Origin of the sequence: Brachybacterium halotolerans, assembly GCF_016623465.1 — a bacterium.
GTDB lineage: Bacteria > Actinomycetota > Actinomycetes > Actinomycetales > Dermabacteraceae > Brachybacterium > Brachybacterium halotolerans.
The window spans coordinates 23,340-45,017 of the sequence record NZ_JAEDAJ010000016.1; the positions used below are offsets into that span (position 1 = coordinate 23,340).

23 protein-coding genes and 1 tRNA gene are annotated in these 21,678 nt (G+C 72.3%); 7 read left to right on the forward strand and 17 right to left on the reverse strand.

Features of this window, described 5'->3' with window-relative positions:
- Positions 1–43 precede the first annotated feature (43 nt).
- From I8D64_RS16250 to I8D64_RS16275, 6 genes are all read right to left on the reverse strand, one after another.
- Positions 44–280 (reverse strand): hypothetical protein, encoded by a 237-nt coding sequence (locus I8D64_RS16250; protein WP_200503846.1) that lies wholly within the window; start codon positions 278–280, stop codon positions 44–46.
- Between the two features lie 103 nt (positions 281–383).
- The gene (locus I8D64_RS16255; protein ID WP_200503847.1) at positions 384–551 is read right to left on the reverse strand and encodes a hypothetical protein; all 168 of its coding nucleotides are present in this window, start codon (positions 549–551) and stop codon (positions 384–386) included.
- Between the two features lie 193 nt (positions 552–744).
- Positions 745–817: transfer RNA gene (locus tag I8D64_RS16260), tRNA-Ala, on the reverse strand.
- 133 nt (positions 818–950) lie between these two features.
- A complete protein-coding gene (locus I8D64_RS16265) occupies positions 951–1,805 on the reverse strand; it encodes an inositol monophosphatase family protein (RefSeq protein ID WP_343068615.1) in 855 nt (284 codons plus the stop codon).
- A gap of 43 nt (positions 1,806–1,848) precedes the next feature.
- On the reverse strand, positions 1,849–2,805 hold the full coding sequence (locus I8D64_RS16270; RefSeq protein WP_200503849.1) for a hypothetical protein: 957 nt from the start codon (positions 2,803–2,805) through the stop codon (positions 1,849–1,851).
- 37 nt (positions 2,806–2,842) lie between these two features.
- A complete protein-coding gene (locus tag I8D64_RS16275) occupies positions 2,843–3,469 on the reverse strand; it encodes a GNAT family N-acetyltransferase (protein WP_200503850.1) in 627 nt (208 codons plus the stop codon).
- A gap of 52 nt (positions 3,470–3,521) precedes the next feature.
- On the opposite strand from I8D64_RS16275, the gene I8D64_RS16280 reads away from it, so the two are divergent.
- The 5 genes from I8D64_RS16280 (at position 3,522) to I8D64_RS16300 (ending at position 6,978) form a co-directional block, all read left to right on the forward strand.
- Positions 3,522–4,136 (forward strand): 5-formyltetrahydrofolate cyclo-ligase, encoded by a 615-nt coding sequence (locus I8D64_RS16280; RefSeq protein ID WP_200503851.1) that lies wholly within the window; start codon positions 3,522–3,524, stop codon positions 4,134–4,136.
- 178 nt (positions 4,137–4,314) lie between these two features.
- Entirely contained in the window at positions 4,315–4,659 is a 345-nt protein-coding gene (locus tag I8D64_RS16285) for an FmdB family zinc ribbon protein (protein ID WP_200503852.1), read from the forward strand.
- A gap of 91 nt (positions 4,660–4,750) precedes the next feature.
- Entirely contained in the window at positions 4,751–5,386 is a 636-nt protein-coding gene (locus I8D64_RS16290; protein WP_200503853.1) for an SAF domain-containing protein, read from the forward strand.
- Positions 5,387–5,462: 76 nt separating this feature from the next.
- A complete protein-coding gene (gene mscL, locus I8D64_RS16295; RefSeq protein ID WP_200503854.1) occupies positions 5,463–5,891 on the forward strand; it encodes a large conductance mechanosensitive channel protein MscL in 429 nt (142 codons plus the stop codon).
- 175 nt (positions 5,892–6,066) lie between these two features.
- Positions 6,067–6,978 (forward strand): HhH-GPD family protein, encoded by a 912-nt coding sequence (locus I8D64_RS16300; protein WP_425490330.1) that lies wholly within the window; start codon positions 6,067–6,069, stop codon positions 6,976–6,978.
- Positions 6,979–6,999: 21 nt separating this feature from the next.
- On the opposite strand, the gene I8D64_RS16305 is transcribed toward I8D64_RS16300, so the two are convergent.
- The 4 genes from I8D64_RS16305 to I8D64_RS16320 form a co-directional block, all read right to left on the reverse strand.
- Positions 7,000–7,515 carry an amino-acid N-acetyltransferase gene (locus I8D64_RS16305; RefSeq protein ID WP_200503855.1) on the reverse strand — a complete coding sequence of 172 codons (516 nt, stop codon included), beginning with the start codon at positions 7,513–7,515 and terminating at the stop codon, positions 7,000–7,002.
- The gene (locus I8D64_RS16310; RefSeq protein WP_343068616.1) at positions 7,512–8,408 is read right to left on the reverse strand and encodes a DedA family protein; all 897 of its coding nucleotides are present in this window, start codon (positions 8,406–8,408) and stop codon (positions 7,512–7,514) included. The genes I8D64_RS16305 and I8D64_RS16310 overlap by 4 nt, the downstream gene beginning before the upstream one ends.
- Before the next feature lie 101 nt (positions 8,409–8,509).
- Positions 8,510–11,149, reverse strand: a complete 2,640-nt coding sequence (locus I8D64_RS16315; RefSeq protein ID WP_246483115.1) for an ATP-dependent Clp protease ATP-binding subunit — start codon at positions 11,147–11,149, stop codon at positions 8,510–8,512.
- Positions 11,150–11,287: 138 nt separating this feature from the next.
- On the reverse strand, positions 11,288–12,613 hold the full coding sequence (locus I8D64_RS16320; protein WP_200503856.1) for an alpha-L-fucosidase: 1,326 nt from the start codon (positions 12,611–12,613) through the stop codon (positions 11,288–11,290).
- Between the two features lie 215 nt (positions 12,614–12,828).
- Here I8D64_RS16320 and I8D64_RS16325 point away from each other — a divergent pair, with 215 nt between their 5' ends.
- Both I8D64_RS16325 and I8D64_RS16330 read left to right on the forward strand, forming a co-directional pair.
- A complete protein-coding gene (locus I8D64_RS16325) occupies positions 12,829–14,316 on the forward strand; it encodes a malate:quinone oxidoreductase (protein ID WP_200503857.1) in 1,488 nt (495 codons plus the stop codon).
- Positions 14,317–14,321: 5 nt separating this feature from the next.
- On the forward strand, positions 14,322–15,275 hold the full coding sequence (locus tag I8D64_RS16330) for an aldose 1-epimerase family protein (RefSeq protein WP_246483116.1): 954 nt from the start codon (positions 14,322–14,324) through the stop codon (positions 15,273–15,275).
- A 91-nt stretch (positions 15,276–15,366) separates the two neighbouring features.
- Here I8D64_RS16330 and I8D64_RS16335 read toward each other — a convergent pair whose 3' ends face one another.
- The 7 genes from I8D64_RS16335 to I8D64_RS16365 all read right to left on the reverse strand — a co-directional run bounded on the left by I8D64_RS16335 (position 15,367) and on the right by I8D64_RS16365 (position 21,636).
- Positions 15,367–15,696 carry a histone-like nucleoid-structuring protein Lsr2 gene (locus I8D64_RS16335; RefSeq protein WP_200503858.1) on the reverse strand — a complete coding sequence of 110 codons (330 nt, stop codon included), beginning with the start codon at positions 15,694–15,696 and terminating at the stop codon, positions 15,367–15,369.
- A gap of 166 nt (positions 15,697–15,862) precedes the next feature.
- Positions 15,863–16,048 carry a hypothetical protein gene (locus tag I8D64_RS16340; RefSeq protein WP_200503859.1) on the reverse strand — a complete coding sequence of 62 codons (186 nt, stop codon included), beginning with the start codon at positions 16,046–16,048 and terminating at the stop codon, positions 15,863–15,865.
- Position 16,049: 1 nt separating this feature from the next.
- Entirely contained in the window at positions 16,050–17,573 is a 1,524-nt protein-coding gene (lysS, locus tag I8D64_RS16345) for a lysine--tRNA ligase (protein ID WP_200503860.1), read from the reverse strand.
- A 50-nt stretch (positions 17,574–17,623) separates the two neighbouring features.
- Positions 17,624–18,478 carry a pantoate--beta-alanine ligase gene (panC, locus tag I8D64_RS16350; RefSeq protein ID WP_200503861.1) on the reverse strand — a complete coding sequence of 285 codons (855 nt, stop codon included), beginning with the start codon at positions 18,476–18,478 and terminating at the stop codon, positions 17,624–17,626.
- Between the two features lie 46 nt (positions 18,479–18,524).
- Positions 18,525–19,421, reverse strand: a complete 897-nt coding sequence (locus I8D64_RS16355) for a Rossmann-like and DUF2520 domain-containing protein (protein ID WP_200503862.1) — start codon at positions 19,419–19,421, stop codon at positions 18,525–18,527.
- A complete protein-coding gene (locus tag I8D64_RS16360; protein ID WP_200503863.1) occupies positions 19,418–21,136 on the reverse strand; it encodes a PH domain-containing protein in 1,719 nt (572 codons plus the stop codon). Before I8D64_RS16360 ends, I8D64_RS16355 begins: the two co-directional genes overlap by 4 nt.
- Positions 21,133–21,636 (reverse strand): PH domain-containing protein, encoded by a 504-nt coding sequence (locus I8D64_RS16365; protein ID WP_200503864.1) that lies wholly within the window; start codon positions 21,634–21,636, stop codon positions 21,133–21,135. Before I8D64_RS16365 ends, I8D64_RS16360 begins: the two co-directional genes overlap by 4 nt.
- Positions 21,637–21,678: the final 42 nt, after the last annotated feature.

A 21,678-nucleotide genomic window follows, 5' to 3' on the forward strand; every position in this document is an offset into this window, starting at 1 on the left:
ACGCCCCCATCCTGACCTCACGGTCGGCGTGGGGGCGCTTTCGTCATGCCCGCCCGGGGTTCACCTGCCGCCACGCGGACGACCACCACGGGTCATACCTGCGGCCGCGGCCGCTCTTCGTGCCCTCAAGGTGGATCCGCTCGAGAAGCCACCGACGGAGGTGGTCCTCGACCTCGTCGTCGCGGGCCGCCCACACGAGCGCGGAGTAGACGTTCGAGCCGTCCGGGATCGCGACGCGCAAGGAGTAGCGGGGGAGTGTCTCGTCGCGGTGACACGGCATCGACTCCACGGGGAGCCTCCGCGGATCGCGAGCCGGTACCCGATGAGCACGGAGGAGATCACCTGCTCGATGCGCTCCGATGCCGCGAAACGGTCGACGTCCCTCACGCTGCCTCCCAGCCACCGGGATCCTGCGACTCCTCGCCACGGCGCGCCCACTCATCATCCGCCGGCGGGGCGGGTGGCTCGAAGTACGGGTGCACCCGATGTCCCTCGATCCGCTGGCGCACCATCAGCGCCCACTCGGCGTCTCGCTCTCGCATGCTCCTCATGGAGGAAGTCTGCGCGTCGGTTGGGACAGGTGAGGCTGTATCGGTAGGGAAAGTGCGGGGAGGGTGTTGGGCATCCGCTTCCAGGATGGGCAACCTCATGGGCATCTCGATCAAGTTTCCCCGAAGGATGGCACTGCTTCGTCGCCATGAAAAGGCCCCTCACCGTCCTGGTGAGGGGCCTTCTGTCGTGCCGTGGAGCTTAGGGGAATCGAACCCCTGACCTTTTCATTGCGAACGAAACGCTCTACCAACTGAGCTAAAGCCCCGTGCCGCGTGGCGACCTGGCAAGCCTAGCATCGCGAAGCCGGTGCTCACGACCGTCACGAGCCGCCTTGACGAGGATCACAGCGACTGGTCACGGAGCCGGAGTGGGGCCCTGGCGACGGCCGTCGCCCGCTGTCACGCGACCCGCTCATCGCGGGCCGCCTGCACCTCGTCCATCATCTCGTCGAGCACCGCGAGGCGCTCGGGACCGGTGCATGCGACGTACGCGGGCTGCTCCTGCATGGGCCGCCCCTGGCCCGTGGTCCCGGGCCAGGTGCGCAGGCTGCCGCCCGCGCTCTGGACGAGGTGGAATCCGGCGGCGACGTCCCAGGCGTTGATCGAGGGCAGCAGCGTCGCATCGGCGCGGCCCAGGGCGACGTAGGCGAGCTCGAGCGCGGCCGAGCCCAGGTGGCGCACAGCCGAGACCCCGTCGGACAGGCGCCGTCCGTGCGCGGCAGACAGCTCGGGCAGCTCGCGGTAGGCGCGGTAGCCCGGGTAGCCGGTGAGCACGAGCGCGTCCTTCGCGGGAAGGGTCGGGCGCCCGGCGACCTCGACCCCGTTCAGCCGCACCGGCCCGTCGGCCGCACTGATCACCTCGCCGAGCACGGGCGCGTCGACCACTCCCGCGACCAGCTCACCGCCGACGGCGACGCCGATCGAGACGCAGAACAGCGGCAGCCCGGCCGCGAAGTTGCTGGTCCCGTCGATCGGGTCGACGTAGAAGGTGATCTCGGAGTCGGAGGCGCCGCCGTCGGCCCCGGCACCGGGCCGCTCGCCGCCCTCCTCGCCGATCACGCGTGCCCCCGGCACGCGGCGCGCGAGCTCGCGCACGATGATCTCCTCGCACGCTCGATCGTGGGCGGTCACGATGTCGTGGCTGTCGTTCTTGTACTCCCGCTGCAGGGCGGTGCGATCCAGTCCCCGCACGTAGTCGGCGGCGAGGGACGCGGCGGCCTCGGCCGCCTCCAGAAGCTCCTCGGGTGCGGTCACTGTGCCTCCTGTGGCTGGCGCGGGCTGTGGTCGGCTCGGGGTCTCAGGCGCGGCGGCGCGCGAGGATCTCGTCAAGGCCGAGATCCGAGGCGGGCGTGCGCTGCGGCTCCTCGCGCAGGGCCTCGTCGGCCACGTCGTCGACCTCGACCTCGAGTGCGACCTGCCGGGGGGCGACGCTGCTGCGGTGGGCCGCGTGGCGGGTGGCGAGATCCTCGACCTCGCCGTGCAGGGCGTAGGACGGGCGCGGCACGGGACGCGGGATCCACTCGCCGGGCGCGGCGAGGGCGGCGCTCGCGGACTCGATCTCCTCGCCCAGCTCCGCGTGCTCCTGCGTGTGCGCGGCGTTGTCGCCGGGCGTGCGCGCGGTCGTCGCTGTGGAGGTGGAGAGCTCGTCCGACCGATCGGTCGCCGCGGCCGGTGCAGCGACCTGCGGGGCCTCCTCGGCAGAGGTGCTCTTCCCGGCGGGGCTCGATGCGGTGGCCGACGTCGCCGCACCCGCGCCTCGCAGCTCGGCGGCGCGGCGCAGACGGGACCGGCGGTCCAGCTCGGCGCGGCGCAGGCCCACCACGTAGGCGGCGAGGACCGCGAGCGGCAGCAGCACGCTCCACACCGGCAGGATCGAGAAGCCGGCGAGGACGCCCACGCCGATCGTCACCAGCGCGAGCGCGAGCAGCACCACGCGCAGGGTGCGTCGCTGGCGTCCGGCCTCCTCATAGGGGTCGACGCGAGTGCCGGGCGACGCGTCGAAGCGCGGGCGGGCGGTCGGATCGGCGGGACGCAGCAGCAGACGGTCGTCATTCATGACGTGCACCTCACGGGCTCTCGGGCGGGAGTGGGCGGCCTCGGAGAGATCCCGCGCGGTGCGGGAGTCCCGGGAGCGCATCGCGTCGCGCGCTCTCGAGATCAGCTCCCGGCGCTCCGCGCTGCGCGGAACGGCATAGCCGACCCAGACGAGCAGCAGGAGGGCGAACAGGACAGCCCCGAGGTTGAAGGTCTCCACCTCGCCCACCCTAATGACACAGCTGTGATTCAGCTGGTCACGACGCGCCCGTGGCGCCCATGTGTTCGCGGCGATACCGCGCGAGCACTCCCCTGCCGCGCTCGTCGGTCTCGACCTCGTCGGCCGTGAGGGCGAAGCTCAGGTGGTCGCGGAAGGCGCCGTCGACATGGATGAACCGCTCGCGCAGCCCCTCCTCGCGCAGGTGGAGCTTGCGGGCCACCCGCAGGCTGGCCTCGTTCTCGGGCCGGATGTTGATCTCCACCCGGTGCAGCCCGACCTCGGCGAAGAGATGGTCGATGAGCAGGGCGACGCCGCGCGGCGCATACCCGCGGCCGGCGCGCGCGTGGTCGATCCAGTAGCCGATCGTCGCCGAGGACTGCGCGCCGTACAGGATCGGTCCCGCGCTCACCTGCCCCGCAGGCCGGCCGTCCGCGCACAGCAGCAGGCTGAGGTGGCGACCGGCGCGCCCCTCCCGCTCCGCCCAGCGCAGGAGCTCCCCGTGGCTGGGCCGGGGCCGACGGCGCTCGGGGTCCGTGGCGTCCCAGGGCGCGAGCCATTCGCGGTTGCGCACGAGCAGCGTTTCGAAGGCGCGGCGGTCGCGACGGCGCAGCGGGCGCAGGGTGAGCTCCGCATCCGAGAGCACGAGCGGCCAGACAGGGGGCATCCGGGCATCGTAGCCATCGCGTGGGCGGCATCCGCGGTGCCATGCTGGGGCGGTGGAGGAGAACTCTCAGCAGACCCCCGCCGTGCGCAAGAAGGCCCTGCGCACGGGACTGCGCACCGAGCGCGCCGCGACCGGCCACCGCGCGCCCGACGAGGACGCGCGCCTCGCGGGCCGGGCCGACGAGCTGCTCGCCCTCCTGCCCCGCGCGACGGGCCAGCTGCGGATCGCCGCCTTCGACCCGACGCCCACCGAGCCCGACGTGCGGATGCTGCTGTGCGTGCTCGCTGCCCGCGGCCACCGCATCCTGCTGCCGGTCCACGCGGGCGAGCGGATCGACTGGGCCGCATGGGACGGGTCGTCCCCCCTGGCACCGCCGCCCGCGCGAGGCTTCGGCGGGGAGCCGTCGGGACCGCGCGAGGGGACCGACGCCCTGGCTCGGGCGGATCTCGTGCTCGCCCCGGCTCTCGCGGTGGACCGCTCCGGCACGCGCCTCGGGCACGGCGGAGGCTATTACGACAGGGCGCTCGTCCATGGGCGCACGACGGCGGTCGTGGCCGTCGTCCATCCCTGGGAGGTGCTGGCCCCGGACGCCCTGCCTCGCGAGGCGCACGACCGGCCGGCGCACGCCGTGCTCACCACGGAAGGGGTGGAGCGGCTCGGTTCCTGACGGCTCGATTCCTGACGGGCCGGGCTCGTCGCCCGGGTGGTGCGCCCTCCGCGCGGCGCTGCCGGTGAGGGGCGCGGCGAGCATCACCCCGGGCGGCCCTGCTGGTCGGCCCCGCGCGGCGGTAAGCTCGTGCGGGCGCCTCGGGAGGCGCCGATCACCCCGGATGTGGAGGACCCTAGTGCCCACGTACGCGTATGCCTGCAAGAACTGCGGCCACCGTTTCGAGAAGTACCAGAGCTTCAGCGAGGACTCGCTGACCGTCTGCCCCGAGTGCGGGCAGTCCGCTCTGCGCAAGGTCTTCGACAGCGTGGGCGTCGTGTTCAAGGGCTCGGGCTTCTACTCGACGGACTCCGCATCCTCGCGCACCGCCTCCTCGGCGTCATCGGACTCCTCGGGCTCCTCGAGCTCGTCCGATTCCTCGAGCTCCTCCGACTCCTCGAGCAGCACCTCCTCGTCGAAGGAGTCCTCGAGCGCGTCGAGCAGCGCATCCGCGGCCCCTGCGGCCGCCTCCGCCGCGGACTGAGCGCTCCGCCGCCGTTCCTCCACATCACCCCGTCGTCCACAGTGACGACGGGCGACGCCCGGCTCCCACCAGCTCGCCCTAGCGTCGGAGCATGCTGCGACGACTGCACGACTCCCTCCCCCGCTGGCATCGAGCCGTCCGTCGGCGCCGACGCCTGCTGAGCATCCTGCTCGCCGCGCTGCTCGCGGTCGCGGTCCTGCCCGGCCTGCTGCCCGCGTCGGCCGATGCGCGCGGCGTGCTCGTGGCAGCGCACGACCTCCCTGCGGGCACCGTGATCCGATCCGGGGACCTGCGCGAGACCGAGGTCGCCGATGCTCTCGTCCCCGACGATTCGACCTCGGATCCCTCTCACCTGGAGGGCCTGCGCGTCTCGCGCGGCGTGGGCGCCGGGGAGGTCCTCGCCCCGCAGAGGCTGCGCGAGGAGGCGGAGTCACCGCCGCTCGCCGGACGGGGCGTGGTGGTCGTGCCCGTGGCCCCCGCGCTGCTTCCGCACCTCGCGCCGGGCGACGAGCTCAGCCTCGTCGTCTCGACCGAGATGCCCGGTGACACGCGCAGGATCGATGCGATGGTCGTCGAGGTCCCGGCAGACGCGACGGCGACGGGCCCGATGGGCGCCGTATCCAGCACGGATGCTGTGGAGATCCTCGTCGCCGTGGATCCGTCGCACACGGGAGAAGTCGCTCACGCCGTGCGTGAAGGCTGGCTCGAGATCGCGATCATGTTCTAATCTCCCCAGCGGGTACTTCCCCAGCATCCACTGTGTCACCCGATCCCCCGCGTCTCCGAGCAGTGAGGAAAGCACCGTGAAGGGCTTCAAGGACTTCGTCATGCAGGGCAACGTCATCGACCTCGCCGTCGGTGTCGTGATCGGCGGTGCCTTCACCGCTCTGGTCACCGCCTTCGTCTCGTACATCATCAACCCGATCGTGGCCGCGGCCGGCGGCGCTAACGGCATCGGCCTGGGCTTCCACGTCATCGCCAGCAATGACAAGACGTTCGTGGACATCGGCTCGGTCATCTCCGCCGTCATCACGTTCCTCATCACCGCCGCGGTGGTGTACTTCGTGTTCGTGCTGCCGATGGCCAAGGCCCGTCGCATGGCCATGATCCGTCGCGGTGAGGACCCCGACGCGCCGGAGGCGACCCCGGAGGACATCGCGCTGCTCACCGAGATCCGCGACGCCCTCCAGAACAGGGACGCGAGCACCCCGGGGCAGACCCCGCAGCAGTGAAGGAACCCCTCCGGCCCTGCCGGCGGCTCCGCACGACGCCGTGAGAGCGGCGCACGGACGGGGCGGGACCACATGGTCCCGCCCCGTTTCTCATGCCCGACCGCAGGGGAGCCCGCCGGGCGGGCCAGCCTGTGCGGCTCGCCTGGCGGCCCCGCCCGTGCGGTACCGTTCCCGGGTGCCCGCCGACTCCCCCGCGACCGTCCCTGATCCCGTCGGACTCCTCGACGGCAGCGGGATCGACGCGGTGATCGACTGGTTCGCCGACGCGGGGCGCGACCTGCCCTGGCGGGCGAGCGATGCGAGCGCCTGGAGCATCCTGGTCTCGGAGATCATGCTCCAGCAGACCCCCGTGGTGCGGGTCCTCCCCCGCTGGCAGGAATGGATGCGCCGCTGGCCGCGACCGCAGGATCTCGCCGAGGCGCCGACGGCCGAGGTGCTGCGCGCATGGGACCGCCTGGGCTACCCCCGCCGGGCGCTGCGCCTCCAGGCCTGCGCCCGCGCGATCGTCGAGGAGCACGGCGGCGAGGTGCCCCTCGGGCTCGACGCCCTGCGCGCCCTGCCGGGGATCGGCGAGTACACCGCGGCCGCCGTCACCGCATTCGCCCACCACGGCCGCGCGGTGGTCGCGGACACCAACATCCGGCGGGTGGTCGTGCGCTGCGTGCGCGGGGAGGCCTCCCCCGGCAGCACGTTCACCGCATCCCAGCGGGCGCTGGCCACCGAGGTCCTCCCCGCCGAGACGGAACGGTCGGTGCGCTGGAACCAGGCGGTGATGGAGCTCGGGGCGCTCGTGTGCACGGCCCGCTCCCCGCACTGCGACATCTGCCCGCTCGCCCCGCACTGCGCGTGGCTGGCCAAGGGGCGCCCTGCGGATTCCAGGACGCCGTCGCGTCCCCAGGCCTTCGAGGGCACCGACCGTCAGATGCGCGGACGGATCATGGCGCTGCTGCGCGAGGGCCCCGCGCGCAGGGAGCGGATCGCGCTCCTGCGCAGCGACGAGGCCGACGACAGGGTGCCGCGCTGCCTGGACTCCCTCGTCGCCGACGGGCTCGCGGTGATCGAGGACGGGACCGTGCGCCTGCCCTGACACCGCAGCCGAGACTGGGGGTCAGACCGGTGCGTCGGCCAGGCGCAGGATCATCCTCGTGTTGCCCAGGGTGTTGGGCTTGACCCGCGCGAGGTCCAGGAACTCCGCCACGCCCTCGTCGCTCGAGCGCAGCAGCTCGGCGTAGACCTCGGGCGGCAGCGGATCCGGGCTCATGGCGCGGAAGCCGTGGCGGGCGAAGAAGTCGACCTCGAAGGTCAGGCAGAACACGCGCTCGAGCCCCAGGTCGCGGGCGCGCTGCAGGAGCGCCTCGAGCATGCGATGGCCCAGACCCGTGCCGCGCGCGTCCTCGCTCACCGCCAGAGTGCGCACCTCGCCGAGGTCCTCCCACATCACGTGGAGCGCGCCGCAGCCGATCACGGTGCCGTCCTCGTCGACCGCGACGAGGAACTCCTGGATGGCCTCGTAATAGACCACGAGCTCCTTGCCGAGCAGGATCTGGCGGGCGGCCAAGGGCTGCACCAGGCGATCGATGGCCCGGACGTCGGCCGGGAGCGCGGGGCGCAGCTCGATGCTCATGCGGGGGATGCCGTCCTTCGGGGGTCCGTGTCGGCGTCGCTCTCGGCCCCCGGGTTCTCGGCCGATCGGTCCTCGTCCGACGATTCGTGCTCCCCGACGCTACTCGCCCGGGCGTCGACGCCGTCGGTCGTCTCGCGCGGCGCCGCGGACGGGCCGTCGCCGCTCTGCGCATGGTCCTCGGCGCCGTCCGACGGCTGCTCGTCGGAGCCTCCGTCCTCCCGCTGCGCCGCCTCCTGCTCGGCCTGCTGGGCGGCGCGCTCGTGGCGGCCGTCCAGGAGATGGTTCATGAGGGAGACCAGGCGCTCGACGACGAGGGCCACGACGACCGCGATGACCACGGCGACCGTGATGGCCAGCAGATGATTGTCCTCGAACCAGCTGCCGGCCACGGCGCCGATGCCGCACGAGTACACGGCCCACACGAAGGTCGCCGCGAGCGAGCGGTGCCAGAACTGGCGCCAGGGATAGCGGACCGCACCGGCCGTGAGGTTCACGGCGGTGCGGCCGAAGGGGATGTAGCGGGCGGTCATGAGGAAGAGCAGGGCGCGCCGGTCCAGGCCGCGCTCCGCCGCCTGGACCGCCTTCAGCCCGCGTCCTCGGTGCAGGAAGCCGAAGCGCTGCCAGCCCACGGTGCGTCCGATCAGGTAGGCGATGTTGTCGCCCAGGAAGGCGCCGCCCCAGGCCGCGAGCACCGTCAGCCAGATCGGGGGCACGGAGGACGATGCCCACAGGGAGGACAGGGCGACGATGACCGATTCGCTGGGGACCGTGGGGAAGAAGGCGTCGATCGCGCACAGCGCGAACACCACCAGGTGCACCCACCAGGTATCGCCCGCGGCGACGATCCAGTCCTGCAGACCGGTCATCCACGCCTGGAACGTGCCCACTCCCACGATCGCGCTCCGCCTCTCCGTCCGCCTGCGCCGTGCCTCCGGCGACGGCGCCCGGCGCCCTCAGGGGGCGCCGGGCGCTCACTGCTCTGCCGACCCGGAGGTCAGCGCGAGGAGCTCACATCGGTGTCCGCGGAGGACTCCGTGCCGGAGCCGGTGCCCGCGTCGGTCCCGTCGTCGTTCCCGAAGGAGCTCTCGCCCTCCGGCACGTCCGGGTGGGCGGCGTCCTCGGTGCGGGCCTCCGTCATCGCGCTGACGGAGACGTCGTCCGAGAGGGCCTCGAGGGACCCGCCGTCGGTGCGGCGGCGGAACACGAGCTCGCCCAGCAGGCCCTCGCCCTCGGAGTCGACGACGATGTGGTCGCCCGCCGAGACCTGGCCGAACAGGATCCGCTCGCTGAGCGCGTCCTCGATGTCCCGCTGGATCGTGCGGCGCAGCGGACGCGCGCCGAGCACGGGGTCGTAGCCCTTCTCCGCAAGCAGCTCCTTGGCGCCCTCGGTGAGCTCGATGTCCATGTCCTTCTCCGCGAGGCGCGTGCCGAGCTTGGCGACCATGAGGTCGACGATCTGCACGATCTCCTCCTGGGAGAGCTGCGGGAAGACCACCACGTCGTCGACGCGGTTGAGGAACTCGGGCTTGAAGTGCTGCTTGAGCTCCTCGTGGACCTTCGACTTCATGCGCTCGTAGTCGGTGGAGAGATCCCCGCCGGCGGTGAAGCCCATGGAGACGCCCTTGGCGATGTCGCGGGTGCCCAAGTTCGTGGTCATGATGATCACGGTGTTCTTGAAGTCCACGACGCGGCCCTGCGAGTCGGTCAGGCGGCCGTCCTCGAGGATCTGCAGGAGCGAGTTGAAGATGTCCACGTGGGCCTTCTCCACCTCGTCGAACAGCACCACGCTGAAGGGCTTGCGACGCACCTTCTCCGTGAGCTGGCCGCCCTCGTCGTAGCCGACGTACCCGGGGGGCGAGCCGAACAGCCGCGAGGCCGTGTGCTTCTCGCCGAACTCGGACATGTCCAGCTGGATGAGGGACTCCTCGTCGCCGAACAGGAACTCCGCGAGGGCCTTGGCGAGCTCGGTCTTGCCGACGCCTGTGGGGCCCGCGAAGATGAACGAGCCGCCGGGACGCTTGGGGTCCTTGAGGCCGGCGCGGGTGCGGCGGATCGCCTGCGAGAGCGCCTTGATGGCCTCGTTCTGCCCGATGACGCGCTTGTGCAGCTCGTCCTCCATGTGGAGCAGGCGCGAGGACTCCTCCTCGGTGAGCTTGACGATCGGGATGCCGGTCGAGGCGGCGAGCACCTCGGCGATGACCTCCTCGGAGACCGTGGTCACCGCGTCGGTCTCGCCGTTGCGCCATGCGTCCTCGCTCTCGTCGCGCTCGGTCTTGAGGGTCTGCTCCTCGTCGCGCAGCGAGGCGGCCTTCTCGAAGTCCTGGCCGTCGATCGCCTCCTCCTTGCGCTTGCGGACGTCCTCGATCTTCTCGTCGTACTCCTTGAGCTCGGGCGGCGCGGTGAGGCGGCGGATGCGCAGGCGCGCGCCGGCCTCGTCGATCAGGTCGATCGCCTTGTCCGGCAGGAAGCGGTCGTTGACGTAGCGGTCCGAGAGGTTCGCCGCGGCCACGAGTGCGCCGTCGGTGATGGTCACCTTGTGGTGCACCTCGTAGCGGTCGCGCAGCCCCTTGAGGATCTCGATCGTGTGGGCGATCGAGGGCTCGTCGACCTGGATCGGCTGGAAGCGGCGCTCGAGCGCGGCATCCTTCTCGATGTGCTTGCGGTACTCCTCGAGCGTGGTCGCGCCGATCGTCTGCAGCTCGCCGCGGGCGAGCATCGGCTTGAGGATGCTCGCGGCGTCTATCGCGCCCTCGGCCGCCCCCGCGCCGACGAGCGTGTGGATCTCGTCGATGAACAGGATGATGTCGCCGCGCGTGCGGATCTCCTTGAGCACCTTCTTCAGGCGCTCCTCGAAGTCACCGCGGTAGCGCGAGCCGGCGACCAGCGAGCCCAGGTCCAGCGTGTACAGCTGCTTGTCCTTGAGGGTCTCGGGCACGTCGCCGCGCACGATCGACTGGGCGAGGCCCTCGACGACGGCGCTCTTGCCCACGCCGGGCTCGCCGATCAGCACCGGGTTGTTCTTGGTGCGGCGGCTGAGGACCTGCATGACCCGCTCGGCCTCGTGCTCGCGGCCGATGACCGGGTCGAGATTGCCGTCGCGCGCGGCCTGGGTGAGGTTGCGGCCGAACTGGTCCAGCACGAGCGAGCCGGCGGGCTGGCCCTCCGCGGGGCCGCCCGCGTTCGCGGGCTCCTTGCCCTGGTAGCCGGACAGGCGCTCGATGACCTCCTGGCGCACTGCGGCGGGCTCGGCGCCCAGACGGGAGAGCACCTTGACCGCGGTGCCCTCGCCCTCGCGCAGCAGGCCGAGCAGGATGTGCTCGGTGCCGATGTAGTTGTGGCCCAGCTGGAGCGCCTCGCGCAGCGAGAGCTCGAGGACCTTCTTGGCGCGCGGCGTGAAGGGGATGTGACCCGTGGGGGCCTGGTTCCCCTCGCCGATGATGTCCCGCACCTGGTCCCGGGCGGCGTCGAGGGTGACCCCGAGCGCCTCGAGGGCCTTCGCGCCCACGCCCTCGGCCTCGTGGATGAGGCCGAGCAGGATGTGCTCGGTGCCGATGTAGTTGTGGTTCAGCAGGCGGGCCTCGTCCTGTGCGAGGACGACGACGCGCCGCGCGCGGTCGGTGAAGCGTTCGAACATGTCTCTCCCCCATCGGGCGGTGGTGATGGATCGAGACTAGTCGGAACCCCACCGTCGATCGATGGCTGTTCGCCGCGGGCGTGACGGCGCGCGACGGGGGCCCGCAGATCAGTCCTACAGCGGTCGCCCCGGCAGCGGTCACTCCGGCAGAGGCCCGTCCGGCGCCGTGGTCGGGGCCCGCCGGGAGCCGGAGAGGTCCGGGACGACGGTTCCGCGGGCGTCGTGCACGCAGGCCGCATCGAGCGCGGCGCCCTCCCCCTCGATCTCCAGCTGGAGCACCTCGGCGGTGACGGGCGCAGCGAGCCTGTGGATCCTGCGCACGCCGACGGTGCCGCCGGCCGCGAGCTCCCGGCCCTCTGCGTCGAGGATCCGGTGGCGGCGGATGCGCTGGCCGTCCTCGAGGTGCTCGCGCAGCTCGACATGGTCGAAGGTCGTCGGCCCGGGCAGGCGCAGCACCGCGGAGGCGGGCTCGCAGCGGGCCGGGATCGGCGAGCCGAACCGGGCGTGCAGGGCCCCGGCGAGCTCGGAGACCCGGGAGGCATCGGCCGGATCGATGCGGCCGCGGCGGTCCGGCGGGATGTTCAGCAGCAGGTTCGCGCCCAGGCCGATCGAGCGGTCGTGGATCGCGAGCAGGTGCGGGAGAGACTTGGGCTGCTCACCCTCCTGCCAGAACCAGCCGTCGCGCAGGGACACGTCGCACTCGGGCGGGAGGTAGCGCGGGGCCGCCGTCTCGATCACGTCGTCGTCATAGTTGTTGAGGTCGGCGCTCGTGGTCACGTACTCCACGGGATCGCTCGCCAGACCGTCCTCGTTCCCCACCCAGCGGATGGTCGCGCGCCCCATGTTGAACACCATCGCCCCCGGCTGCAGCTCGTCGACGAGATCGCCGATGGCCTCCCAGTCGTACTCGCGGCCCGCCGAGCCCGCGCCGTCGAACCAGAGCTCGTGGAGGGGCCCGTACCCCGTGCACAGCTCGCGCAGCTGCGCGAGGTAGAAGGCGTCGTAGCGCGCGGGATCCGCGTACTCGGGCGCGTGCCGGTCCCAGGGCGAGAGATACAGACCCAGACCGAGTCCCCAGCGCTCGCAGGCCGCGGCGACCTCGGCGACGAGGTCGCCGCGCCCCTGCCGCCACGGGCTCGCGCGCACGCTGTAGTCGGTGGTCGCGGTGGGCCACAGGCAGAACCCGTCGTGATGCTTGGCGGTGAGCACCACGTAGGCGGCACCGAGGTCGTGCGCGGTGCGCACCCATTCGTCGGCATCCAGATCGGTGGGGTCGAAGATGCCGGGCGAGAGGGTCCCGTCGCTCCATTCCAGACCGGCGAAGGTGTTCACGCCCACGTGGAAGAAGACGCCCAGCCCCTCGCGCTGCCATGCGAGCTGCTCAGTCGTCGGCCGCAGGGGGTCGCTCGGCTGCAGCGGTGGGACGGGGCGCTGCGGTGACTCGGGATGCACGTCGTCGGACATGCACCCACCTCATCAGAGATCCGGGCGGGGCCCGGAGCGGCGCGCTGATGCGCCCTCGCGCGCCTCATCGTGCTGCGCTCGAGCTCCACGGGCCCGGGCCGGACGACGCCCCGCCGTGCCACGGACCACAGCCCGCCCTCCGTCGGTCGAGCACCCCGCCCAGGTGGACCGGGGTAGCCTCTTCGGAGCACATCAGCGATGAGGACGGGAGTGTCATGGGCGAGCTCACGGTGGACGTGACCCGAGCGGATGCGGTGCTGATCGGGGGTGGGGTCGCCAGCGCGACCCTGGCGGCCCTGCTGACCGACCTCGAGCCGAGCTGGCGCATCGAGGTGCTCGAGAAGCTCGACGACGTCGCCCTCGAGTCCAGCCAGGGCTGGAACAACGCCGGCACCGGCCACAGCGCCCTGTGCGAGCTGAACTACACCCCGCAGGACATCGACGGCTCGGTGAGCCCTGCGAAGGCGATCTCGATCAACGAGCAGTTCCAGGTCAGCCGCCAGTTCTGGGCGCATCTCGTGGAGACCGGGAAGATCGAGGACCCCAGCGCCTTCATCAACCCGGTGCCGCACATGAGCTTCGTCCACGGCATGGAGAGCGTGGACTACCTGCGCCGCCGCCACGATGCGCTCGTGAAGAACCCGCTGTTCGACTCGATGGAGTTCACGACGTCCCACGAACAGCTGCGCGAATGGGCGCCGCTGGTCACCGAGGCCCGTCCCGAGACCGAGACGATCGCCGCCACCTACTCCCCCGACGGCACCGACGTCGATTTCGGGCGCCTGACCCGCGAGCTCCTGGACGTCGCGAAGGCAGCCGGCACCACGGTCTCCACCGGCTGGGAGGTCACCTCCCTGCGCCGCATGGGCAGCGACTGGGGCGTGATGGCCCGCTCGACCTCCGGCGAGGTGCGCGTGGTCCGCGCGCCCTTCGTGTTCGTGGGCGCCGGCGGCAACGCGCTGCCGATCCTGCAGGACTCCGGGATCCCCGAGATCCGGGGATTCGGCGGATTCCCGATCTCCGGCGAGTGGCTGCGCTGCACCGACCCCGAGATCATCGACCGCCACGAGGCGAAGGTGTACGGGAAGGCCGCCGTCGGCGCCCCGCCGATGAGCGTCCCGCACCTGGACACCCGCTACATCGACGGCAAGCGGGCGCTCATGTTCGGCCCCTACGCCGGCTGGTCGCCGAAGTTCCTCAAGACGGGCTCGAACCTCGATCTGTTCGAGTCGATCAAGCCGGGCAACATCGCGCAGATGATGGCGGTCGCCCCGCCGAACCTGGACCTCATGAAGTACCTCGCGGGCGAGCTCATCGCCTCGCCCGCCAAGCGCTTCGACGCGCTGCGCGAGTACATGCCCTCGGCCCGCGCGGACGACTGGGAGCTCATCACCGCCGGTCAGCGGGTGCAGGTCATCGCCCCCGATCCCAAGAAGGTGGGCGTGCTGCAGTTCGGCACGCAGCTGATCACCGCGGCCGACGGCTCGATCGCCGGCATGCTGGGCGCCTCGCCCGGCGCCTCGACCGCCACCACGATCATGCTGGGCATGCTCGAGAAGGTCTTCCCCGACCGCTTCGGCACCTGGGAGTCCCGGATCCGCGAGATCATCCCGAGCTTCGGCACCCACCTCGCCGAGGACCCGGCGGCGGCCTCGGCGTCCCTCGCCCGCACCGCCCACCTGCTGGGCCTCGAGGACAGCTGACCGCCATGGCCGAGGAGACGATGGACGTGACGACCCCCGGCAGCGTGCGCGATCGCGGCGCTCTGCACAGGATCGCCGCCGGCGAGTACGCGGCCGAGGTGTCCGAGGTCGGCGCGACCCTCGAGTCGCTCACCGTGGGCGGGCGCGACCTGCTGCTGCGCAGTCCGGCCGAGGGCCCGATGCTCTTCTACCGCGGGGCGGTCGTCGCCCCGTGGCCGAACCGCATCGGCGACGGCCGGTACACCTGGGACGGGCGGGAGCTGCAGGTCCCGATCACCGAGGTCGAGCGGAACAACGCCCTGCACGGGCTGCTGAGCTTCCAGGCCTACGAAGTCGCCGAGCAGAGCGCCGCGGCGCTCGCGCTGCGCACCGTGCTGTACCCGACCACCGGGTACCCCTTCGCGCTCGAGCTGCGCGTCGAGCACCGGCTCGACGCCGAGAGCGGCCTGACCACCACGGTCACCGCCCGCAACGTCGGATCGGCCGACGCCCCCTACGGGGTGTGCCCGCACCCGTACCTGCTCGCGGGCCCCGAGCCGCTGGACGAGTGGACGCTGTCGTGCCCGGCCGCGACGGTCCTCGAGGTGACCCCGGACCGCCTGCTGCCCGTCGGCACCCGCGCGGTCGAGGAGGGCTCGGATCTCGATCTGCGGCGGGCGCGCCCGATCGCCGGCCGCTTCCTCGACCACGCTTTTACCGATCTCTCCGCCGAGGCCGACGGCCGCTGGCGCGTCACGGCGACCGCACCCGGTGGGACCGGGGTGGAGATCTCCGCCGACGGCGCCTGTCCCTGGGTGCAGGTCCACACCGGCGACCGCCCGGAGCCGGAGAACGACCGCAAGGGACTCGCCGTGGAGCCGATGACCTGCCCGCCCGACGCGTTCCGCAGCGGCGAGGACCTGGTGCGGCTCGCCCCCGGCACCGAGCACACGGCCTCCTGGAGCATCCGCGGCTGGTGACGCCGAGGGACGGCGCGACCGTCCGAGCATGCACGAGGGCCCCGGGACGCTGATGCGTCCCGGGGCCCTCGTGCAGGAGGCCGTCGCGCCGTCAGTTGGCGGCGTAGTAGGCCTGGCGGAGCTCCTCGGGGATGCGGCCGCGGTCCGAGACCTCGCGGCCGTTCTCGCGGGCCCAGACGCGGATCTTCGCGGAATCGTTCGAGGAGCTGGAGGTGGAGCCGCTTCCCGTGCCGCGGATACGGCGCCCGGCCACGCGGCGCGCACGGGTGACCCACTCACCGATCTCCGCGCGCAGCTTCTCCGCGTTCTCGTCCGAGAGATCGATCTCGTAGGCGACGCCGTCCAGCGAGAAGCTCACCGTCTCCTCGGCCTTGGACCCGTCGACGTCGTCGATGAGTTCAACGAAAGTCTTCCGTGCCATGGGATGGTTCTCCTTGATGCGTGTGGAGCGCCTAACTCATGTTGGACGCGCCCCATTATCTGCACACCGCACCTGAGAATACAATCCGAACGCGAATTCCTGCACCGCGCTGTTCCTCGGCCGATGAATCACGCGTCAGGCATTGTTCATCTCATAACAATCTCGGTCACGGTGCGTCCGGACGCTCTCCTGAGTTCCCCTGCTGGGCGCGGAGCTCGCGCTCCGCCTGGCGTTCCGCCTCGCGTTCGCGGCGGTCGGCCCTCAGGATCGCGCGCATCGTGAACCAGAACAGCAGTCCGACGCCGATCGGCGGGAGGAGGGAGCCGGCCTCGTACCAGAATCCGCTGTCCATCTCAGGCCTCCGGCTTCACGAGCGGGAAGGTGATGGTCTCGCGGATGCCCAGGCCGGTGATCGCCATGAGCAGGCGGTCGATCCCCATGCCCATGCCGCCGGTGGGCGGGAGCGCGTACTCCATGGCCTCGAGGAAGTCCTCGTCCAGGCGCATCGCCTCGTCGTCGCCGGCGGCGGCCAGACGCGCCTGCTGCTCGAAGCGCTCGCGCTGGACGACGGGATCCACGAGCTCGGAATACCCGGTCGCCAGCTCGAATCCGCGCACGTACAGATCCCATTTCTCCACGACGCCCGGCGTCTCCCGGTGCGCGCGCACCAGCGGGCTGGTCTCGACCGGGAAATCGCGGACGAACGTGGGGGCGTGGAGATGATCGGAGACCTGGTGCTCGAAGAGCTCCTCGACGAGCTTCCCGTGACCGAACTTCGGATGGTCGAGATCCAGATCGAGCGAGCGCGCGATCCTCCGCAGCTCCTCGGGAGTCGTCTCCGGCGTGATCTCCTGTCCCAGGGATTCCGAGAGGGACCCGTAGACGGTGATCCGGTCCCAGGTCCCCGAGAGGTCGTATTCCTCGCCGTCCGCGAGAGTGACGACCTGGGAACCGGTCGCGGCCTCTGCCGCCTCCTGGATGAGTGAACGGGTGAGTTCGCCGATCGTGTTGTAGTCCCCGTAGGCCTGATACGCCTCGAGCATCGCGAATTCCGGCGAATGCGTGGAATCAGCGCCCTCGTTGCGGAAGTTCCGGTTGATCTCGAAGACCCGCTCGAGCCCGCCCACGGCCGCGCGCTTGAGGAAGAGCTCGGGGGCGATGCGCAGGAACAGGTCCATGTCGAAGGCGTTCATGTGGGTGACGAACGGCCTCGCCGCGGCGCCCGAGGGGATCACCTGGAGCATCGGCGTCTCGATCTCCACGAAATCGCGGTCCTGGAAGGAGGACCGCAGGGAGCGCATGACCTCGGCCCGCTGGCGCACGGAGGCGCGGGCCTCCTCGCGCACGATGAGATCCACGTAGCGGTGGCGCACGCGGGACTCCTCGGAGAGGTCCGCGTGCAGCACGGGCAGGGGGCGCACGGCCTTGGCGGCCATCGTCCAGGAGTCGGCGAAGATCGACAGCTCGCCGCGGCGAGAGGCACCCACGCGACCGTGGAAGAAGACGTGATCGCCCAGGTCGACATCGGCCTTGAAGGCGCCGAGGCGCTCCTCGCCGACCTCGGCCAGGCTCAGCATGATCTGCAGGCGCTCGCCGGCGCCGTCCTGGACGGTCGCGAAGCAGAGCTTGCCGGTGTTGCGCTGGAAGACCACGCGCCCGGCGACGCCGACGACGTCCTGCGTCTCCTGGCCGGCCTCGAGGTGACCATAGGACTCGCGCACCGCGGCGATCGTGGTGGTGACGGGCACGGAGACCGGGTAGGCCTCCTCGCCCCGCTCGATCAGCCGCTCGCGCTTGGCCTTGCGGACAGCGATCTGGTCGGAGGTGTCCAGGGCGTCCGGGGCGCGATGCTGATCGCTGGGGGGCTGTGCAGTCATAGAGGTGATTCTCGCATCACCGGCCCGGAGTATCCCAGGCGGGGTGGTCTTCAGGACGGTGTCGCCTCCACCACAGCGGCGTCCAGGAGACGCACCCCGTGCACGTGCGCGGCCATCACCACGAGCACCTCGCCGGCGTGGTCGTCGGCGATCTCCTCGAAGGCCACCGGGTCGAGGGCGAGCGCGTAGTCCCAGCGCACCCCGGGCGACCCCGCGGAGACGGCGTCCGCGAGGGCCACGCGGATCCCGGGGGCCGACGGCGCGGCGGCCTCGGCGGCGCGCACGGCCCGCGAGAGGGCGAGGGCGTGCTCGCGGCCTGCGGCGTCCAGGCGCACGTTGCGGCTCGAGCGCGCGAGCCCGCTCGGCTCGCGGACGATGGGCGCCGCCTCGATGCGGACCGGGAGGTCGAGGTCGCGCACGAGGGCCTGGACGATCGCGAGCTGCTGGGCGTCCTTGCGGCCGAACACGGCGACCTCGGGAGCGGTGAGCTGCAGGAGCTTGGTGACGACCGTGACCACGCCGTCGAAGTGCCCGGGCCTGGCGGCTCCCTCGAGGGCGGTGCCCAGACGTCCCGCGCTCACGCTCACGGCTGGCGGGAGCACCGGGTACATCTCCTCGACCGACGGGGCGAAGACGAGGTCGACGAGTCCATCCACGAGCGCGAGGTCCGCGTCGAGATCCCGCGGGTAGGTCTCGAGGTCCTCGCCCGGTCCGAACTGGAGAGGGTTGACGAAGTCGGTGAGGATCACGTGGCGGGCGACCTCGCGGGCGCGGTGGACAAGGCTCAGGTGCCCCTCGTGCAGGGCGCCCATCGTCATCACCACCGCGACGGGCCCCTCGAGCCGCGCGCGGGCGGCGCGCAGGGCGTCCTTCGTCGTCACCAGCTGCGTGGCCGGCTTCGTCATCTGCTCCTCCTGGTCCCGCCCGTTCCGACGCACGTCGGCCCGCAGGTCACTCCTCTGCGCCGGGCTCCCGCAGGATCTCACGGATCGCGCGCTCCTCGGCCGCACCGAGTCCCGCGCGGGCGAGCGCCGCGCGCGCCAGCGCCCGGTAGGTGCGGGCGCTGTCGCCCGGGGACAGGGCGCCCGCCGTCCCGTCGGCCTCGGCGAGCGCGGACAGGTGCGCCTCGACGGTGCCGGCGTCGCCGCGGGAGACCGGTCCGGTGAGGGCGTTCGCACCGCGCCGCAAGGACTCCTCCAGGGCGGCGGTCATGAGGGGGCGCAGGTACTCCCCCGGCTGGTCGATGCCGATCCTGGCGAGCAGCTCGCGCGCCTGGTCCACGAGCACCACCAGATGGTTCGCGCCGTGGGACAGGGCCGCGTGGTAGAGCGCGCGATCCCCCTCGGCAAGGGTCACCGGTTCGGCGCCGATCTCGACGACGAGGGCCTGGGCGATCGGCAGGAAGGCCTCGCGGGCGGTGACGGCGACCGGGCAGCCGACCAGGCGCGGGAGGTCCGCGGCGGTGCCGGTGAAGGTCATCGCCGGGTGCAGGGCGAGGGCGATCGCGCCGGTGCGCTCGAGCGGGGCGAGGGAGGTGATGCCGTGCAGGCCGGAGGTGTGGGCGAAGATCTGCCCGCCGGGGGCGAGGCCCGTCGCGGCGATGCCCGCGGCCAGCGGCGCGAGCTGGTCGTCGGGCACGGCGAGCAGGACGAGCTCGCTGCGCTCGACGATCCGGTCGACTTCGAGCAGGGGGACGTCCGGGAGCATCTGCGCGGCGCGCTCGCGGGAGGCGTCCGAGACGGCGTAGGCACCGGTGATCGCGTGCCCCTCGGCGCGCAGGGCGGCGCCGAGGGCGGCGCCGACGCGGCCGGCGCCGATGATGCCGACGCCCAGGCGCGGGGCGCTCATGCGTCGTCCCCCGGGGCCGGGGCGGGGGTCGAGACGGGGGCGGGCGCCGAGTCGGGCGCGGGGGCCGAGTCGGGAGCGATGGGCGGCGCGGGGGCCGACGGCGCGTGCGCGTGGGGCCCGAGCGGGGGCCGCGGCCAGTCGTCGCGATCACGGTAGCGGCGGCCCTGCGCGGCGTCCGGGCGCAGGGCGTCCTCGAGCTCGAGGACGTCGGCGATGTCGACGCCGGCGATCTCGGCGCGGGCCGCGGCGACGCCGACCGTGAGGGTCGCGGTGGAGGTCATGCGGCCGACGGGACCCTGCGCGAGGGCCAGGCCCTGGATGCGCTCGCGCGGGACGACCTGCACCTTCGCGGTGATCACGCCGCTGCGCAGCACGAGCGCGCCGCGCAGCAGCAGGACGCGGCGCGTGCGTCGACCGATGAAAAACAGCCGGTGGCGCGGCCCGATGCCGCCCAGATCCCGCGCGCGGGCGGTGAGCAGACGGTCCAGCAGCGCCGCGTCGTCCTCGGTGCCGAGGGTCGGCAGCAGGTGGCCGAAGGTGCGCAGCAGCTCCTCGCGCGTGCCCACGGGCAGGGCGCTGGTCGCGGCCGAGGAGTCGTCCTCGCCGATCCCGGCGACGCTCACCCGCGCCTCGGTCCATGCGGGACCGCGCCACAGCAGCGGACGGCGCAGCCGCAGGTCCTGCACGCGTCCGGCGCCGAGGTTGTCCGTGCGGGTGGAGAACAGGCCGCGGCGCATGCGCAGTCCGCGGTCGGTGTCGCAGGAGACGAAGCCCCAGCCGCCCTCGAGGCGGTGCAGCACGGCCTGCGGCACGGCGACGATCGCGGGCAGCGCGGCCGCGATCAGCCCGGTGCCCGCGCCGTCGGTGCGCCAGGCGATGATCGCCGTGACGATGATCCAGACCACGCCTACGACCAGCCCGATCAGCCAGCCGACGTCGCGCAGCATCGCGTGCAGGAGACGCGTGGTGGGGATCTGCGCGATGAGATCGCCGTCGGTGACGCCGTCGTACGCGACCTCGCGCAGGCTCTCTCGCAGACCGCGGTCGCGGGCGGGAGCGCCTGGCATCCCGTCCTCCGCGCTCTTCGGAGCCTGCGCGGGAGTGCCGGGGGCGTCGCCGGCGGCCAGGTCGTCGGCGGTCGTCCCGTCGACGGCCGGACCGCCGTCGACCGATCCGCCGGCGGCCGCGCCGACCACCCCTGTCGTCCCGGCCCGCCCGGCCGGCCCGCCGGCAGCCACGTCGAGGATCTCGGTGCGGATGGTCTCGGCATCGGCCGCCGTGATGTACGCGATGTCCAGATGGGACTCGGAGCCGCCCGCGAACTCGACGCGCACCTTCGCCAGGCCCAGCAGGCGCGGCACCGCGGGCCGCTCGACCGACACGGATTCGATGCGCTCGCGCGGAGCGGTGCGGCCGGTGCGGGTGAGCAGGCCCGAGCGCCGCGTGACACCGTCGGACGAGATCTCGTAGGTGGTGCGCCACCAGATCAGGGCACTCACGCCGACAGCGATGACCAGGGCGATCACGAGCGCGCCCAGTCCCAGCAGCGCGCGCCGTACGGTGAACTCGCCGACGAGCTGTGCCAGGTTCTGGGCCGCGATCACCGCGATCACACCGGCGAAGATCTTCCAGCCGGTCAGCAGGGGCGTGAGCGGATGGGTGCGACGGGAACCGTCCTGCCCGGCCGGTCCGTGAGCTGCGTCCTCGGTGCTCACAGCGACTGCATCCTCTCGATGCCGCGCCGGGTGAGCAGCTCCTTGAGCTCCTCGGCGTCCTCGCGCGGGAGCCCGGGGATGGTGCCGTCGGCCTCGTCGGAAGCGGTCGAGTACGCCAGACGGGCGATCCCGAAGCGGCGCTCGACGGGGCCCTCGTGGATCTCCACGGACTGCACGCGGCCGTAGGGCGTGGTGGTGACCGAGCGGAACATGAGTCCGCTCGCGAGGGTCAGCTCCTCCTCCCCCGCCCGGTAGCCGATCGCCCGCACGCGGCGCGGCGTGAGCAGAACCCCGGGGAGGCACCAGAGGATCGGCACGATCGCGAGCACCTCGAACCACCACCATCCCAGGCGCAGGCCCAGCACGAGGCAGGCGATCGCGATCGCCAGGGAGATCACCCACCACGGGACCGCGGCGAGGTAACGGGCGGGCACGAGCCGCGGCGAGACCGGGGTGAGTTCCCGTCCGCCCAGCCGCTGGGGTCGCGTCGAATCGTCCATGGGACCATCCTCGCAGGCCGCCGGGCGCCGGGGCACCCGACG

Coding starts and splice junctions, on each gene's coding strand:
- I8D64_RS16250 (WP_200503846.1), bottom strand. CDS start 280: ATGCCGTGTCACCGCGACGAGACACTCCCCCGCTACTCCTTGCGCGTC.
- I8D64_RS16255 (WP_200503847.1), bottom strand. CDS start 551: ATGAGGAGCATGCGAGAGCGAGACGCCGAGTGGGCGCTGATGGTGCGC.
- I8D64_RS16275 (WP_200503850.1), bottom strand. CDS start 3,469: ATGCCCCCTGTCTGGCCGCTCGTGCTCTCGGATGCGGAGCTCACCCTG.
- I8D64_RS16290 (WP_200503853.1), top strand. CDS start 4,751: ATGCTGCGACGACTGCACGACTCCCTCCCCCGCTGGCATCGAGCCGTC.
- I8D64_RS16305 (WP_200503855.1), bottom strand. CDS start 7,515: ATGAGCATCGAGCTGCGCCCCGCGCTCCCGGCCGACGTCCGGGCCATC.
- I8D64_RS16315 (WP_246483115.1), bottom strand. CDS start 11,149: ATGTTCGAACGCTTCACCGACCGCGCGCGGCGCGTCGTCGTCCTCGCA.
- I8D64_RS16320 (WP_200503856.1), bottom strand. CDS start 12,613: ATGTCCGACGACGTGCATCCCGAGTCACCGCAGCGCCCCGTCCCACCG.
- I8D64_RS16325 (WP_200503857.1), top strand. CDS start 12,829: ATGGGCGAGCTCACGGTGGACGTGACCCGAGCGGATGCGGTGCTGATC.
- I8D64_RS16330 (WP_246483116.1), top strand. CDS start 14,322: ATGGCCGAGGAGACGATGGACGTGACGACCCCCGGCAGCGTGCGCGAT.
- I8D64_RS16335 (WP_200503858.1), bottom strand. CDS start 15,696: ATGGCACGGAAGACTTTCGTTGAACTCATCGACGACGTCGACGGGTCC.
- I8D64_RS16340 (WP_200503859.1), bottom strand. CDS start 16,048: ATGGACAGCGGATTCTGGTACGAGGCCGGCTCCCTCCTCCCGCCGATC.
- lysS (WP_200503860.1), bottom strand. CDS start 17,573: ATGACTGCACAGCCCCCCAGCGATCAGCATCGCGCCCCGGACGCCCTG.
- panC (WP_200503861.1), bottom strand. CDS start 18,478: ATGACGAAGCCGGCCACGCAGCTGGTGACGACGAAGGACGCCCTGCGC.
- I8D64_RS16355 (WP_200503862.1), bottom strand. CDS start 19,421: ATGAGCGCCCCGCGCCTGGGCGTCGGCATCATCGGCGCCGGCCGCGTC.
- I8D64_RS16365 (WP_200503864.1), bottom strand. CDS start 21,636: ATGGACGATTCGACGCGACCCCAGCGGCTGGGCGGACGGGAACTCACC.